The sequence below is a fragment of the Streptomyces boetiae genome (genome assembly GCF_031845405.1).
Taxonomy (GTDB): Bacteria; Actinomycetota; Actinomycetes; order Streptomycetales; family Streptomycetaceae; genus Streptomyces; species Streptomyces boetiae.
Window position 1 is genome coordinate 1 of record NZ_JAVREN010000020.1, and the last position, 14,778, is coordinate 14,778.

A 14,778-nucleotide genomic window follows, 5' to 3' on the forward strand; every position below is an offset into this window, starting at 1 on the left:
CGCCGCCGCCCTGCTGACCGTGCGGGCGGGCGGGCGGGTCGCCGTCTCCTCCGACGGCACCCACCCAGCCGCCGACGTCGAACCCGAGGTGGCGTGCCTGCTCGCCGAGGCCGGTCTCGTGCCCGGCGAGGCCTACCCCAAGCCGCTGACGGACGAGGTCCTGCACGCTGCCGACGTCGTGGTGACGATGGGCTGCGGCGACGCCTGCCCCGTCATCCCCGGCCCGCGCTATCTCGACTGGCCCGTGGCCGACCCCGAGGGCGCCTCCCCCGAGGCCGTCCGCGCCATCCGCGACGGGATCGACGCCCACATCACCGACCTGCTCGCCACCCTTCCCCCGGCCCCCGGCACACAGCCCGCCGGGTGGGCGGCGAGCGCCGCCACCGCACACCACACCGAGGACGATCTCCGATGACCTCCAGCCCTGTCGCATCCGTGCTGTTCGTCTGCGTCCACAACGCGGGCCGCTCCCAGATGGCCGCCGGCTTCCTCACCCACCTCGCCGGGGACCGCGTCGAGGTCCGCTCCGCCGGCTCCCTGCCCGCCGACCAGGTCAACCCCGCGGCCGTGGAGGCCATGCGCGAGGCCGGGATCGACATCTCCGCCGCCCAGCCCAAGGTGCTCACCACCGAGGCCGTCCAGGCGTCCGACTACGTCATCACCATGGGCTGCGGCGACGCCTGCCCCGTCTTCCCCGGCAAGACCTACCTCGACTGGGCCCTGGAGGACCCCGCCGGCCAGGGCCTGGCGGCCGTCCGCCCCATCCGCGACGAGATCAGGAAGCGCGTCGAGGCCCTGATCGCCGAGATCGACGCCAGGCAGGGGGCCTGACCCCCATGACCGGCAACGACGTGCGCGAGGTCGTCGTCATCGGCTCCGGCCCCGCCGGATACACCGCCGCCCTCTCCACCGCCGGCTCGACCTCGACGACGACGGCTGTGTGAGAGTCGACGCCCCCGCCACGCGCACCAGTCTCCCCGGCGTCTTCGCCGCCGGGGACGTCGTCGACCACACCTACCGCCAGGCCGTCACCGCCGCCGCCCTGGACGCCGAGCGGTGCCTCGCCACCGCGGCCGGACGTTCCCCCGCCGTGCCGCCCCGGGCCCGCGCCGCCGAACCGGCGGGCGTCCGGCCGCTCTGACACGGGTCGGGGGCCCCGACGGGCCCCGCTCCACGGGGGCCGGGCCCGTCGGGCAACGTCCGCGGCGGCGCGTCAGGCCAGGGAGTGTCCGCCGTCCAGGGTGAGGACGGAGCCGGTGGCGAAGGGGTTGCTCATCAGGAAGAGGGCCGCGGCGGCGGCCTCGTCCGCCGTGCCGAAGCGGCCCAGGGGGAGGGCGGCGCCGGCGCGGGCCAGGGCCGCCTCGGCCTCCTCGCCCGTCGCGGAGCGGTCGCCCAGCGCGATCTGCCGCAGCAGCGGGGTGTCCGTCGGTCCGGAGCGCAGGACGTTGACCCGGATGCGGCGCGGGGCCAGCTCCACCGCCAGCGACCGGCTCAGCACCTCGACCGCGCCCGCGCCGGCCAGGGAGGCCGCGGCGCCCGGCATGGGGCGCGTCACCAGCGTCCCGGACAGGTAGGTGATCGAGCCGCCCGGCGCGAGCCGCGCGCCCGCCACGCGCGCCGCGGCGTACGCCCCCCACAGGCGGACGGCCATCGCCTTCTCCGCCGCCTCCCGGCCGGTCGTGGCGAGCGGGGAGGGCCCGAAGAAGTCCGTGGCCGTGACCAGCACGTGGTCCACCTCACCGACCGCGTCCCACACCTCGGCCAGCCGCTCCTCGTCGGTGACGTCGGCGGCGAACGTCCGCACCGGCTCGCCCAGGCCCTCCGCCGCCGCCCGCAGGCGGCCCTCGTCCCGGGAGACGAGCACCGGGCGGGCGCCCACCCCCAGCAGGAGCCGCGCGGCGGCCAGGCCGATGCCCGAACTCCCGCCCAGGATCAGGGCCGTGCGGCCGGCGAGCCCGTCGGGCAGCGGCGAGCGGACGGGAATCGGCTCGGCGGACGGGGCGGTATCGGAGGCGGATTCGGAGGCGGTATCGGAGGCGGTATCGGAGGCGGTATCGGAGGCGTCGGCGTCCGAGGCGGCGTCGGCCTCAGTGGCAAAGGCGGAGGCGGCAAAGGCGGGGGCGGCGGGGCTGGCCATGGGCGTTCCCTCTTCGTCCGGGCGATAAATAAACCGTTTGGTTTATTGAGGGAACCCTCGCACGCCCCCGGCCGCGAAGTCAACCGCCTGGTTTAAAATCCGGCCCCATGAGTTACGACGCGGAGGCGACCCGGCGGCGGATCCTGGAGGCGGCGACCGCCGAGTTCGCCGAGTACGGCCTGGCCGGGGCCCGGGTCGACCGGATCGCCACCGCCGCGCGGGCCAATAAGCAGGCCATCTACCTCTACTACGGCGGCAAGGAGAAGCTGTTCGGCGCGGTGGTCCAGGGCACCATCGACGAGCTGTGCCACGCCGTGGACATGGACCCCTCCGACGCCCGCGTCACCGCCGAGCGGATCTTCGACGCCTACCTCACCCGCCCCCGCGCCGTCCGCCTGATGCTGTGGGAGGCGCTGGAGGTGCGCGGCGGCCGGGTCGCGGACGAGGAGGCTCGCCGCGCCCGGTACCAGGAGCTGGTCCGGGAGCTGGCCCCGGACCCGGAGGGCCGCCGGGCCGTTCAGGACTGGCTGTTCACCCTCGTCGGCCTGGTCGCGTGGAACTTCGCCGCCCCCCAGCTGGCCCGCATGATCCTGGACGAGCCGGACGACGCCGCCGCGCTGCGCCGCCGCCGCGCCCGCGTCGCGGAGGCGGCGGCCCGCATGGCCCCGGCCCCCCTCGCCGCCGGCGATCCGCAGAGCCCGGTCAGGGAGCCAGCACGTCCAGCTCCCGCAGCGCGCCCACGGTGATGTCCCGGGTCAGCCGCTCCGCCGCCGCCGCGTCCCGCTCCCGGATCGCCTCCGCGACCCGCACGTGCAGCGTCACCGCCGCCGGGTCCGGGTCCTCGAACATCACCCCGTGCCGCGTCCGCCCCGTCAGGGTCGCCGCCACCACCTCGCCCAGCGGCGCGAACATCTCGTTGCCCGAGGCCGCGAGCACCACCCGGTGGAAGGCCGTGTCGTGCACGAGGTACGCCTCGAGCTGCCGGCCGCGCGAGGTGGCCACCATCCCCAGCGCGTGCTCGGTCAGGGCCGCGCACTGCTCGGGCGTGGCGTTGAGCGCCGCGAGCCGGGCCGCCACCGGCTCGACGGCCGAGCGCAGCACCGTGAGGGAACGGAGCTGCCGCGGGCGGTCGGTCCCCGACAGGCGCCAGCGGATGACCCGCGGGTCGTAGACGTTCCAGCGGTCGGCCGGGAGCACCGTCACGCCGACCCGGCGGCGGGACTCCACCAGCCGCATCGACTCCAGCACGCGCACGGCCTCGCGGACCACCGAGCGGGAGACGCCGTGGGTTTGCGCGATCTCGTCGGCGCGCAGGACACGCCCCGGCGGGTACTCGCCCGCGGTGATCGCGGGGCCGAGGGCGTCCAGCACCCGGGCGTGCAGCCCGCCCTCCTCCGTGGTCATGCGCACAGCTTACGAGGGTCCAAAAAAGATGACCTATAGGTCACAGGCTCTTGAATAAGTCATACATAATGCGGTTCAGTGGCGGGGACGCCGGGAATCGATCGGACACAACGGACAGCAGTCGACGGACAGCGGACAACAGTCAGCGGACACGGACAACAGCGAGGTGGCTCATGCCGGATCTCCCGATCGTCGTCGTCATGGGCGTCTCCGGCACCGGGAAGACGACCATCGGCCGACGGCTCGCGGCCGAGCTCCGGGTCCCCTTCGCCGAGGGCGACGACTTCCACCCCCCGGCCAACGTCGCCAAGATGTCGGCCGGTACCCCCCTGGACGACGCGGACCGCCTCCCCTGGCTCGATGCCCTCGGCGCCTGGGCCCGCGCCCGCGCCGGGTTCGGCGGCGTGATCAGCGCCTCGGCGCTCAAGCGCGCCTACCGCGACCGGCTGCGCGCCGCCGCCCCGCGCTGCGTCTTCCTCCACCTCGACGGCGACCGCGGCCTCATCCAGCGGCGGATGGCCGAGCGCAAGGGCCACTTCATGCCGCCCGCGCTCCTCGACTCCCAGTGCGCGGCGCTGGAACCGCTGGAGCCGGACGAGAAGGGCGCCCCGATCGACATCGCCGGCAGCCCCAAGGAAACGACCGCCCTGGCCCTGGAGGCCCTGCAGCGGATCACCTGAGCCTCCGGCGAACGCCCGGACCGCGGCCGTTGCCCCGTTCCCGCAGTCCCCCGAAGCCCCCACCCGCCCCCGCACGAGAGCACCGCCGCCATGAACCGTCTCAGCGCCGAGACCCTGACCTCCCTGACCCAGCCGCCCCTGTCCCCCCTGGCCGCCGACGCCGCCGAGCCGATCACCTCGGCCGGCGACCTCCGCCTGGGCCTCGCCGTCCTGGCCGGGATCGCCGTGATCGTCCTGCTGATCACCCGCCTGCGCACCCACGCGTTCCTCGCCCTGACCATCGGCTCCCTCGCGCTCGGGGCCTTCGCCGGCGCGCCCCTGGACAAGGTCATCGCCAGCTTCACCACCGGCCTGGGCTCCACGGTCGCCGGGGTCGGCGTGCTGATCGCGCTGGGCGCGATCCTCGGCAAGCTGCTCGCCGACTCCGGCGGCGCCGACCAGATCGTGGACACGATCCTGGCCAGGGCCGGCGGGCGCGCCATGCCCTGGGCGATGGTGCTGATCGCGGGCATCATCGGGCTGCCGCTGTTCTTCGAGGTCGGCATCGTCCTGCTGATTCCCGTCGTGCTGATGGTCGCCCGGCGCGGCGGCTACTCGCTCACCCGCATCGGCATCCCGGCCCTGGCCGGCCTGTCCGTCATGCACGGCCTGGTCCCGCCGCACCCCGGCCCGCTGGCCGCCATCGACGCCCTCGACGCCAACCTCGGCGTCACCCTCGCCCTCGGCGTCCTCGTCGCCGTCCCCACCGCCGTCATCGCGGGGCCGGTCTTCGCCCGGTACGCCGCGCGCTGGGCCGACGTGCCCGTGCCCGAGGGCATGCTGCCCGCCCGCCCCTCCGAGGACCTGGCCCGCCGCCCCGGCTTCGCCGCCACCGTGGCCACGGTGCTGCTGCCGGTCGTTCTCATGCTCAGCCACGCGCTGGTGGAGATCGTCGTGGACGACCCCGCCTCCCGCGTGCAGCGCGTCACCGCCGTGATCGGCGCGCCCGTGATCGCGCTGCTCGCGGCCGTGGTCGTCGGCATGTTCACGCTCGGCCGCGCGGCCGGGTTCACCCGCGAACGCCTCTCCCGGACCGTGGACACGGGCCTGGCCCCCATCGCCGGAATCCTGCTGATCGTGGGCGCGGGCGGCGGGTTCAAGCAGACGCTGATCGACGCGGGCGTGGGCCGCATGATCCTGGACATCTCCGAGGACTGGTCCATCCCCACCCTGCTGCTGGCCTGGCTGATCGCCGTCGCCATCCGCCTGGCCACCGGCTCCGCGACCGTCGCCACGATCTCGGCCGCCGGCCTGGTCGCCCCCCTCGCCGCCGACCTCTCCACGGCCGACAGCGCCCTCCTGGTCCTGGCCATCGGCGCCGGCTCGCTCTTCTTCAGCCACGTCAACGACGCGGGCTTCTGGCTGGTCAAGGAGTACTTCGGCATGTCCGTCGGCCAGACCATCCGCACCTGGTCCCTGATGGAAACGATCGTCTCGGTGACGGCGGGCGGCCTGGTCCTGCTGCTGTCGCTGCTGCTCTAGGCCCGGCGGGGGCGGGGGTTGTGGGTGCGGAGGGCGTAGAGGACGGTGTGGGGCTGGATGACGAGCTGGACGCCGTTGCCGAGGTCCAGGCGTTTGCCGCCGCGTGGCTGGCCGAGGATGTCGATGACGGTGAACGCCTGTCCTCCGACGAGGAGTTGGTCGCCGCGCCGTACGCTCTTGGCGTCCACGGTCACGGCCACGGACACTCCGGGGCTCACCGGGCCGCCTCGGCGTGGCACCAGCAGTCGCACCCCTGGTAGATCACCGGCACGCCGGGTTCGTGCGGCGGGGCAACGCCCTTGGTGCAGGCCGCGTGACGGTTCACGTGGCACTCGCCGCTGCGGAAGCTGTCGAGGGGACGCGGCAGTTCGGACGTCACCTCCGCCAGAGTGACGTGCAACGCCCACGCGTCCCCCGGCCCCGCCGCCGGGTCCACGGCCCAGCGCAGTTTCGCGCCCTCCGGCGTGCGCCGGGGCGGAACGTCCACGGCCCGCCCCGCGCCCAGCAGTTCGACTCCCGGCACGCGCCACCAGTCGGCTGCGCCGGGCTTGACCGGCCACCACACGCGGCGCGCCGCCCTGTCCTCGACGGCCGGCCCACCCCGCTCCCCGAGCCGCGTCAGGGCGCGTTCCCCGTCCCGGATGTGCACGCGCACGACGTCGAAGTGCGCCCCGCAGGCGACGCGCAGCGGCGCGGCGCCGTCCGGCGGAAGGGAGGAGAGAAGCGTTTCGAGGGAGGCCATGTGCCGCTCCGGGTGATGAGGTCGGTACTGAGGGTCATCACCTTCGTGGCGGGCGCGGAACGGCAGTTGCACCGCGCTGTGCAACGCGCGGCGCTCGCGTGGGGCTAGGGCAGGCCGATCCACCCGGCGAGGTCCGCGAGCGGACCGCTGCGCACGCGTTCCTGCTTGCGCAGGTGGACCACGGTCTCGCGGGTGGTGGGGTGGTAGCGCATCAGCTGAGGGGCGGCACGGCGGGCGCGGGCCAGGCAGTCCAGGGCGGCGGCGGCGTCGCCCGCCCAGGCGTGGGCCTTCGCCAGGTCCATCCAGTGGTGCCCGGCCCGCGACTTGGTCCAGCCGCGCGGGATCCGCACGTCCTGCGCCCGGTCCACGGCCTGGCCGAACTCGTACAGATCGACCGCGATGGCCACGCCGTGCACGCCCACGTTGGTGGGCCCGAAGGTCATGCCCCAGTCGGGGACTTCGCCGGTCTGCCGGGCGATGCCCCCGGCCTCGGCGAGGCGGACTTCGGCCAGGTCCGGGTCCGCTGCCCGGCCCGCGATCTCGGCGGCGCGCAGATGCAGCATGCCGCGCATGGCCTGAAGTCCCACCGGGCGGCGGGAATCCACCCGATCGAGGTCACGCAGCGCCCGGTCGACGACGCGCATCCCCAGGTCGTAGCGCCCGGAGCCCATGTTGGTCTGCGAGCGGATGTAGGCGTGGAGGGCCGCGAAGGCGGGTTCGTCGGCCAGCGGAGCGGCCCAGGCCAGGCGGCCGACGGCCACCGTGGCCAGGTCGAGGTATCCGAGCGCCCACGCCAGCGTGAAGACGCAGCGGTAGGTTCCGGCGAGGCACTCGTACGCGATGCGCCGCTCCTCGCCGGTAGTGGTGTGCACGGCGTGCACGCACTCGTCCATGAGGCCGGGCAGACTCTGCGCCATCTCCAGATACTTGGCCTGGCGGCGCTGCTCAAGCGCCTGATCCACGTCCGACCGGATCAGCGCGACCGGTCGCGGCCTCGTCTCCCAGTCCAGCGGAACGTCCCAGTTCTCCATGGCGATGCGGAGGGGCTGTATCACGACTTCCAGCCCCGCCCGGTTCAGCTCGTCCGCGTACGGCTGCCCGAGGAGATCGGCGGGCGTGACGTTCAACGCCCGCGCGCAGGCGGCGATGAGCGCCTTCGAGGCGGGGCGCTGGCCGCACTCGACCTTCGACAGCAGCGACTTGGAGACGTTCGCGCGCATGGCGAGCCCCTGTTGCAGGAGCCCGCGCCGCTTCCGGTAGTAGGCGATGCGCGCCCCGACGTGGGCGCCGTCGTTGTCCGTCATGCTCGTACTCCGTCCTCGGAGGGGGCACTTACGACGGTACCGCCGCGAAGCGGCCTCTCAGCCGCCCGAGTTGCCGCCCGGGCCGCCGCCCAGTTCGCGGCGCAGGGCGCGGGCCTCCGTGCGGAGGGCGCGGGCGAAGGCGCGGGTCGCCTCGTCGGGCTCGGCGTCCGGCTCGGAGGCGGCCGGGTCAGGGCCGCCGTCGGTGAGGCGGCGCGGGCGGCCCCGGGGGCGGTGCCGTTCGCCGTCCGGCAGGGCGGCGGCGAGGGCGTCGAGGAAGTTGGCGACGGTGGCGACCTTTGCGGCGGCGCCGCGGCTCCGCCCCCCGTAGACATCGAGCAGCAGGCTGTCGGCCATGGCCATCGCCTGGCTGAGCTCATCGTCGACGTGTGCGGCCAACTCCGGTGGGAACGAGCCGCGTTCGAGCTGAGCGGTGAGGCGGCGGACGGCGGCGGCCAGGGAGCGGGCCAGGCCGACCTCGCGGCTCGGGCCGAACGAGATGTCCCCGGAGATGGTCCCGGCCTGCACCACCGTGCCGACGTTGCTGTAGCCGGCGATGAGGTTGTGGACCGTGGGGATGACCACCTCGGTCGCGACGGCCGGAGTCGTCGCGTTCAACGCGGGCCGGAAGCACGGGTGGATGTGGAACTCCTGCTCGTGCGGCTGGGCCGGGACCTGCGCGTCCGCCGCGTAGAGGACAGACGCGCCCCGGCGCACGCCCAGGAAGTGGACACCAAAGAGCAGGTCCACGATCCGCTCCGGCGTCAGGGCGTCCGTATACGCGGGGAAGCGCTCGTGCAGCGCCTCGCGGTACGTGCCGAAGCGCTCGGCCACCTCCGCGCGCGTGACGACGTAGCCGCTGCCCTGGAACATCGCCAGCACGCGGGCCAGGTATGGGAAGCTGACGGCGTATTCCCGGGCGATGTCCTGGAGCTTCCACTCGGAGAACTGCCGCGTGGCCTCCAGGATGTGCGCCGGGCCGATCCGGGCCGCGCCGCACTCGGCGGCGCGGTCGCGGCAGAGGTTGAGGAACTGGATGGCGTCGCGCGGGCGCGGCAGGCACTGGGCGAAGAGGTAGTCGGCCGTGGGGCCGACGGGGTAGTCGGCCGTGGGGCCGACGGGCAGCGCGGCCGGGAAGATCTCGCCCCACAGGCGGTCCTCGGTCAGCTCCTCGCCGAGCGAGACCGAGGCCCGCGTCAGCGCCAGCCGCCGAAGCTGCTCCGCCGACCAGGCGATGCGGATCTCGTCGCCCCGGTACTTGTCGCCGTCCGAGAACTCCAGCGCGTCGTAGATGTCCGCGCGCAGGAACAGCACGCAGCGCACCACCCCGCCGTACGCCCCCGGCAGGTGCTTGCCCGCCAGCAGCAGGCCGGTGACCATCGCCATGCTGTCGGGGTCGTCGGACCAGACCTGCTCAAGCTGGTCGACCAGGATCAGCAGCGGCCCGTGCGCCTTCGCCCAGTCCAGGTCCCGAAGCGCCGCGGCCACGCCCGCCTCCAGCACCTCCAACTGGCCCGCCGCGCGGGCGCCTTCGGAGGTCCCGGCCAGGTCGAGCCCGGCGCGGACGCCGAACGCCTCCAGCGACAGGGAGGTCTGGAGGCTGCGCGCGCCCCCGGCCAGGCGGTCGTACAGGCGGGCCTCGCCCTCCTCGCCGTTCTGCCGCAGGAACGTCCGCAGCGCCCGCACCGAGGCCGGGAGCCGCCCGAGCATGCCGCGCCGGGCGTGCGCGATGACGTGCCGGGCGGCGTGCACGGCGAAGACGTAACGCCAGATCAGCGCCTTGGCGCTCTCGCCGGTGAGGCCCTGGAGCTCGAAGCGGCGGATCTCCTCGCCGGCCGCGTCGTCCGGGGTGATCAAGGCCGTTCCGCCGGGCAGGTCCGCGTCGATCGTCAGGCGCATGCAGATGGCGCTCTTCCCGGTCCCCTTCCGGCCGATCACCAGCATCTTGCGGCCCGACATGACCGCGTCCCAGGCCGCCGTGGGCAGGAAGCCGTCGCGCAGCAGGCCCTCGGCGAGGTCGCTCTCCGCGTCGTCGCGCCCGAAGTACAGCCTCCGCACGATCTCGTCGGCGCCCACGGTCAAGTCTCCCAGACGTACAGTTACTTCGGCGGGACCACCGTACCGGCCGCAGGACAGGACGGAAGCGGGACGCCCAGGAGCGCGGCCAGGGCGGCGGGGGTCGCGGCCGGGCCGCCGTCGGCCAGAACCGTGGTGAGGCCCAGCGCGCGGGCCGGGAGCAGGTTGCGGGGGTAGTCGTCCACGAAGACGCAGGCGGAGGCCGGGAGGCCCAGCCGCTCCAGCACCCGGCGGTAGATCTCCGGGTCCGGCTTGGCGATGCCCTCGCGCTCGGAGATGACCGCCACGTCGAACAGGTCCCACACCCCGGCGTGTCCGTAGGGGTCGTACGGGTCGAGCCCGAAGCTGTTCGACAGCATCGCCACGCGGTACCCGGCGGCGCGGGCGGCGCGGGCCAGCGCGATCATGCCGGGGGCCGGCCGGACCTGTGCCCAGGCCCGGCCCATCAGGTTCTCGGGGGGAACGCCGAGCAGCTCGGCCGTTGCCGCGTTCCACTCGGCCTGGGTCATGAGCCCGGCCTCCAGGTCCCGGTACAGCGCCCGCCCGCGCGGGTGGTCCTCCAGCGTCGCGCGCCAGGCGTCCTCGGGAAGGCCCGAGGCCCGGCACCAGGCGCGCAGCGGCTCCCGCACGCCCTGCGTCAGCACCCCCACGAAGTCCAGGATCAGGCCGCGGAACGGCGGCGTGCGCCTCGTCGTCATGGTCGGATGCTGCCCCGCCGCGCGGCCGGACAGCCGCGGCGGGACGGCTGCGACGGGAGGGGCATCGGCGGAACGGCCGCGGCGGGGCCGGTGCGCGCGTCCGCGGAGGGGGCCGGCGGGCGCGCGGTGGCGGAGGCCGGGGCATTCGGCCCTTCCCGCTGGCAGCTACCGCCGGGTAACGTGCGCTGCGCCCGCCTCCGGGCCGTGGGCACCGCCGGTGAGCAGACGGCCCCGGACCTTGGAGAGACGGACGTATGACGAGTGAGCCCCGCACGCCCGCGCGCACCGGGGGGATGGCCGTTCAGCAGTGGCTGGCGTCGAGCCTGCCCCACCTCGCCGAGGAGGTGACCGCGCGCCTGATCGCCTCCATCCCGGTGTACTCCCGGCTCCCCGTGGAGCAGCTGCGCAGCGAGGTCAAGCGGACGGTCGACATCGGCATCCGCGGGTTCGCCGAGGTGCTCAGGACCGGGCAGCTCCCCTCTCCCGAGCGCCTGGAGTACCTGCGGGCCACGGCGGCCAGCCGCGCCGAGGACGGCATCCCGATCAACGCGGTGATCCACGCCCACCACATGGCCGCCCGGATGTGCGTGGACATGCTCGTGCCCCGCGCGGAGGAGCTGGACCTTCCCGACGTGCTGACCACCCAGGGGCTGCTGCTCGACTACCTGGGCCTGATCACCTCCTCGATCTCCGCCGGCTACCTCGACGAGCACACCGCCGAGCAGAACGAGAGCAGCGCCGCGCGGCACGCGCTGCTGACCGCCCTGCTGGCCGGGCACGACCCGGCCGCCGACGCCGCGCGCGCCGAGCTGGCCGTGCCGGCCGGCTACTTCGTGGTGGCCCTGACCGTCGGCCCGCACGCGGACGAGCTGTCGCCCGGCGTCGACGGCCGGATCGCGGCCAGGCGCAAGGTCCGCCGGCTGCGCACCGAGATCGACCGCCGCCTGGGCCAGACGGCGCTGCTGAGGCTGAACGGGGACGAGGGGCTGGTGCTCCTGCCGCACCGCACCGCGCCCGACGCGCTCGGCGCCGAGGACTGGGACTGGCTGGAGCACCTGATCGCCTCGCTGTCCGAGGCCTGCGGCGCCGTCATCGTGGCGGGCGTCCAGCCGGCCGCGCCCGCCGACGTGCCCGAGGCCGCGCGCCTCGCGGAGGAGCTGCGCGAGCTGGCCGTCTCCAGCGGGCGGCCGGGCGGCACCTACCGCCTGGAGGACCTGTCCCTGGAGTACCAGCTCAGCCGCCCCGGCCGGGCCCTGGACCACCTCGCCGGCCTGCTGGCGCCGGTGCGGGAGCGGCCCGACCTGCTGCTGACCCTGCGCACCTTCCTGAACACCGGCTTCAACCGCCGCCGCACCGCCTCGCTGCTGCGGGTGCACCACAACACCGTCGACTACCGGCTGGGGCGGATCGCCGCGCTGACCGGTCTGGACATCGGCAACGCAGCGGACCTCATCACCCTGTACGCCGCACTGCTCGCCGCGGGGGACGAGTCCCGGGCGGCGTGACCGCGTGACCGCGTGACCGCGTGACCGCGTGACCGCGTGACCGACTGCCCGGGCGTCGGCCCGCCCTGCCGAGCGTGCGGCGCCGTGAGCACGCCTTGGACATCTGCACAAGGGTCCGCCCCGGATTTCGGGGAACGACCAGTCCGCAATCCGGCGGAGCGGCGGCAGCATGGCACGTGCAGAGCAGGCGGGCCGCACCGGCTGTCCGGGGGTGACAAGAAACCCCCCTGTGTCTTGCCCCCGGCGCGACCGGCCGGGTCGCGCGGCCCGCCCGCTCCGCTCCCGCCAGACGACCCGTCCGAAGGGCTGGAACGCCGGATGAACCGTTTCCTCGCAGCCGCGTGCACCGTCGCCGTGGCCGCCGCCCTCGCCGTGGCGACGGCGCTGGGAGCCGTGGCGCTGCTCAACCGGACGCCCGACCAGCCCAACACGCCGCTGGTGAGCTACGACACCGCCGACGGGGAGCGCTGAGCGGCGGCCCGCCCCGGCCGTTCGCCCGTACCCCGCGCCTCCCGCCCCCCTTCCCCCCGCCCCCCTACCAGGAGCAACCGGATGCGTCGCACGGCCTCCCCCCTGTCGCTGATTCTGCTCGGCTCGGGGGTGTTCCTGCTGGTCCTGGCCCCGCTGCTCGCCTGGCACGTCGAGCCCCAGGCCCGCCGGACCCCGCTGGACCAGGACACGGAGACGGTGTTCACCGGCACCGGCAGCTACTTCGACACCGGGGCGGTGGAGACCGTCGAGGACGTGCCGCTGACCATCACCCGCCGGGTGCGCGGCGACGTCTCCGAGGGCGAGGAGAGCGGCCACGCCGTGTGGGACGTCTCCACCACGGTGGACACCGAGGAGACGCTGCCCGCCGACGACCCGCGCGACGCCCTCCAGTGGACGACGGAGCGCTGGGTCACCGACCGGGAGACCAACCTCCCGGTGCACTGCTGCGGGGAGACGCCCCGCTTCGGCGGCGAGGCGTACCTGAAGTTCCCCTTCGGCGTGGAACGGCGCGCCTACCGCTGGTGGGACAGCACGCTCGGGGACACGGTCCTCCTGGAGTACAGCGGGACCCGCGAGGTGCGGGGGCACGAGGGACTGCGGTTCACCGCGACCGTCGAGCCGACGCGGTCCGGCACCCGCCAGGTCCCCGGCGTTCTGGTCGGGCTGCCCGAGCAGAGCCAGGTGCTGGCCGAGGAGTACTACGCCAACCACGGCATCGAGCTGATCGTCGACGAGGAGACCGGCCGGATTATCGACGCGGCCACCGGCCCCCGGACGACCCTGCGCGCGCCCGGCTCGGACGAGGACGCGGTCGTGCTGCTGGACAGCGAGCGGCTGGCGTTCACGCCCGAGACCCAGCGGGAGCAGGTGGAACGCGCGGTCTCCGACAACGACCGGCTGCGGCTGGTGGGGCGGACCCTCCCCGCCGGCGGGGCGGGCGCGGGCGCGGCGCTCGCGCTGGCCGGGGGCGTTCTCGTCGTCCGCGGGCGCTCCCCGAAGCCCGGGCGTTCCCCGCAGACGGAGGAGCAGGCCCGATGACCGCGTCCCGCCCTTCCGGACCCCGGCCCTTCGCCCCGCAGCCCTCCGTCCCCCGGCTCCCGGCCGCCCCCGTCCCCGCGGCGCCCCGCCCGCGCCGCGTCGTCTTCCTCGCCCACCGCGACCTCGCCCACCCGGCCGCGGGCGGCTCCGAGGTGCTCATCGACCGGCTGGCCACGGGGCTGGTCCGCCACGGCCACACGGTGACGCTGATCTGCGGCGGCCCGGTGGCGCCGCGGCCCTACCGGGTGATTCCCGCCGGCCGCGGACTGGCCCACTTCGTCCGCGCGCAGGGCGCGTTCGCCCGCGAGGTGGGGGAGTGCGACCTGCTGGTCGAGGTGTGCAACGGCATGCCCTACCTGGCCCCCCTGTGGCACCGGGGGCCGACCCTCTGCCTGGTCAACCACGTGCACTCCGAGCTGTGGACGATGCGCTACGGAGGCCCGCTGGCCCCTGCCGGGCGGCTCGGCCGGCGGCTGGAGCACTGGGCGCTCGGCGCCGCCCAGCGCGGGAACCTGATGGTCGCCGTCTCGGAGTCCACCCGGCAGGCGCTGATCGGCGTCGGGGCGGCGCCCGACCGCATCCGGGTGGTGCACAACGGCGTGGCCGCCGCCGAGCCGGCCGCGCCGAAGTCGCCCGAGCCGCTGTTCCTGGCCGTCGGCCGGCTGGTGGAATACAAGCGCATCGACCTGCTGCTGCGGCTGTGGGAGCGGGTGCGGCCCATCACCGGCGGCCGGCTGGTCGTCGTGGGGGACGGCCCGGAGCGGGCCCGGCTCACGCAACTGGCGGGCCCCGGCGTGGAGTTCACCGGCCATGTGCCGGAGGCGGAGAAGGAGCGGCTGCTCTCCTCCGCCTGGCTGCTGCTGCACCCCTCCGCGGTGGAGGGCTGGGGGCTGGTGGTCACCGAGGCGGCAGTCCGCGGAACGCCCGCGATCGGCTTCGATGTCCCCGGGCTGCGGGACTCCATCACCGACGGGGTCACCGGCGTGCTGGCCCGGGGGGAGAGCTCCTTCGCCGCCGCCTGGTGCGCGCTGGCGCTGAGCGAGTCCCGGCGCGCGGCCATGGGCCGTGCGGCCCGCGCCCGCACCGCGGAGTACAGCTGGGACCGCACCGTCGAGGCCTTCCGCGCGGTGGCCGCCGAGGCGGCCCAGGCCGCCGCCGGGCCGGCCGGAGCCGGGCGGTGAGCG

General features: G+C 75.0%; 17 protein-coding genes and 1 pseudogene. 11 read left to right on the forward strand and 7 right to left on the reverse strand.

What is annotated here, in order from left to right:
- The 4 genes and pseudogenes from RM780_RS15040 to RM780_RS15050 all read left to right on the forward strand — a co-directional run.
- Positions 1 to 415 (forward strand): arsenate-mycothiol transferase ArsC (locus tag RM780_RS15040; RefSeq protein WP_394812977.1); only part of this gene is annotated, 415 nt, incomplete at its 5' end.
- Positions 412 to 831: an arsenate reductase ArsC gene (locus RM780_RS15045; RefSeq protein ID WP_311631219.1), complete on the forward strand. Its 420-nt coding sequence runs from the start codon at positions 412 to 414 to the stop codon at positions 829 to 831. The genes RM780_RS15040 and RM780_RS15045, both read left to right, overlap by 4 nt.
- Positions 832 to 836: 5 nt before the next feature.
- On the forward strand, positions 837 to 944 hold the full coding sequence (locus RM780_RS27845; protein ID WP_394812978.1) for an FAD-binding protein: 108 nt from the start codon (positions 837 to 839) through the stop codon (positions 942 to 944).
- A pseudogene (locus RM780_RS15050) lies at positions 914 to 1,141 on the forward strand (hypothetical protein); the annotation flags it as partial. The gene RM780_RS27845 and the pseudogene RM780_RS15050, both read left to right, overlap by 31 nt.
- A gap of 72 nt (positions 1,142 to 1,213) precedes the next feature.
- On the opposite strand, the gene RM780_RS15055 reads toward RM780_RS15050, so the two are convergent.
- The gene (locus RM780_RS15055; RefSeq protein WP_311631220.1) at positions 1,214 to 2,137 is read right to left on the reverse strand and encodes an SDR family oxidoreductase; all 924 of its coding nucleotides are present in this window, start codon (positions 2,135 to 2,137) and stop codon (positions 1,214 to 1,216) included.
- A gap of 107 nt (positions 2,138 to 2,244) precedes the next feature.
- Here RM780_RS15055 and RM780_RS15060 point away from each other — a divergent pair, with 107 nt between their 5' ends.
- Positions 2,245 to 2,883 carry a TetR/AcrR family transcriptional regulator gene (locus RM780_RS15060; protein WP_311631221.1) on the forward strand — a complete coding sequence of 213 codons (639 nt, stop codon included), beginning with the start codon at positions 2,245 to 2,247 and terminating at the stop codon, positions 2,881 to 2,883.
- Here the strand turns inward: RM780_RS15060 and RM780_RS15065 are convergent.
- Entirely contained in the window at positions 2,840 to 3,541 is a 702-nt protein-coding gene (locus RM780_RS15065) for a FadR/GntR family transcriptional regulator (RefSeq protein WP_311631222.1), read from the reverse strand. The genes RM780_RS15060 and RM780_RS15065 overlap by 44 nt on opposite strands.
- Positions 3,542 to 3,714: 173 nt before the next feature.
- On the opposite strand from RM780_RS15065, the gene RM780_RS15070 reads away from it, so the two are divergent.
- Both RM780_RS15070 and RM780_RS15075 read left to right on the forward strand, forming a co-directional pair.
- On the forward strand, positions 3,715 to 4,221 hold the full coding sequence (locus RM780_RS15070; protein ID WP_311631223.1) for a gluconokinase: 507 nt from the start codon (positions 3,715 to 3,717) through the stop codon (positions 4,219 to 4,221).
- Positions 4,222 to 4,311: 90 nt separating this feature from the next.
- Positions 4,312 to 5,742: a GntP family permease gene (locus RM780_RS15075; protein ID WP_394812979.1), complete on the forward strand. Its 1,431-nt coding sequence runs from the start codon at positions 4,312 to 4,314 to the stop codon at positions 5,740 to 5,742.
- On the opposite strand, the gene RM780_RS15080 is transcribed toward RM780_RS15075, so the two are convergent.
- The 5 genes from RM780_RS15080 to RM780_RS15100 form a co-directional block, all read right to left on the reverse strand.
- Complete coding sequence (locus RM780_RS15080; protein ID WP_311631224.1) at positions 5,739 to 5,960, reverse strand: hypothetical protein; 222 nt, start codon at positions 5,958 to 5,960, stop codon at positions 5,739 to 5,741. The two genes, RM780_RS15075 and RM780_RS15080, sit on opposite strands and share 4 nt — an antisense overlap.
- Positions 5,957 to 6,484, reverse strand: a complete 528-nt coding sequence (locus RM780_RS15085; RefSeq protein WP_311631225.1) for a hypothetical protein — start codon at positions 6,482 to 6,484, stop codon at positions 5,957 to 5,959. Before RM780_RS15085 ends, RM780_RS15080 begins: the two co-directional genes overlap by 4 nt.
- Before the next feature lie 104 nt (positions 6,485 to 6,588).
- On the reverse strand, positions 6,589 to 7,788 hold the full coding sequence (locus tag RM780_RS15090; protein WP_311631226.1) for a helix-turn-helix domain-containing protein: 1,200 nt from the start codon (positions 7,786 to 7,788) through the stop codon (positions 6,589 to 6,591).
- Between the two features lie 57 nt (positions 7,789 to 7,845).
- On the reverse strand, positions 7,846 to 9,861 hold the full coding sequence (locus tag RM780_RS15095; RefSeq protein WP_311631227.1) for a P-loop ATPase, Sll1717 family: 2,016 nt from the start codon (positions 9,859 to 9,861) through the stop codon (positions 7,846 to 7,848).
- A 23-nt stretch (positions 9,862 to 9,884) separates the two neighbouring features.
- A complete protein-coding gene (locus RM780_RS15100) occupies positions 9,885 to 10,559 on the reverse strand; it encodes an HAD-IA family hydrolase (protein WP_311631228.1) in 675 nt (224 codons plus the stop codon).
- A gap of 254 nt (positions 10,560 to 10,813) precedes the next feature.
- On the opposite strand from RM780_RS15100, the gene RM780_RS15105 reads away from it, so the two are divergent.
- From RM780_RS15105 to RM780_RS15120, 4 genes are all read left to right on the forward strand, one after another.
- Positions 10,814 to 12,064, forward strand: a complete 1,251-nt coding sequence (locus tag RM780_RS15105; RefSeq protein ID WP_311631229.1) for a PucR family transcriptional regulator — start codon at positions 10,814 to 10,816, stop codon at positions 12,062 to 12,064.
- Positions 12,065 to 12,382: 318 nt separating this feature from the next.
- Positions 12,383 to 12,535, forward strand: coding sequence for a hypothetical protein (locus tag RM780_RS15110; RefSeq protein WP_311631230.1), 153 nt, complete (start codon positions 12,383 to 12,385; stop codon positions 12,533 to 12,535).
- 81 nt (positions 12,536 to 12,616) lie between these two features.
- The gene (locus tag RM780_RS15115; protein WP_311631231.1) at positions 12,617 to 13,594 is read left to right on the forward strand and encodes a DUF3068 domain-containing protein; all 978 of its coding nucleotides are present in this window, start codon (positions 12,617 to 12,619) and stop codon (positions 13,592 to 13,594) included.
- Positions 13,591 to 14,775 (forward strand): glycosyltransferase family 4 protein, encoded by a 1,185-nt coding sequence (locus RM780_RS15120; protein ID WP_311631232.1) that lies wholly within the window; start codon positions 13,591 to 13,593, stop codon positions 14,773 to 14,775. The genes RM780_RS15115 and RM780_RS15120 overlap by 4 nt, the downstream gene beginning before the upstream one ends.
- Positions 14,776 to 14,778 lie beyond the last annotated feature (3 nt).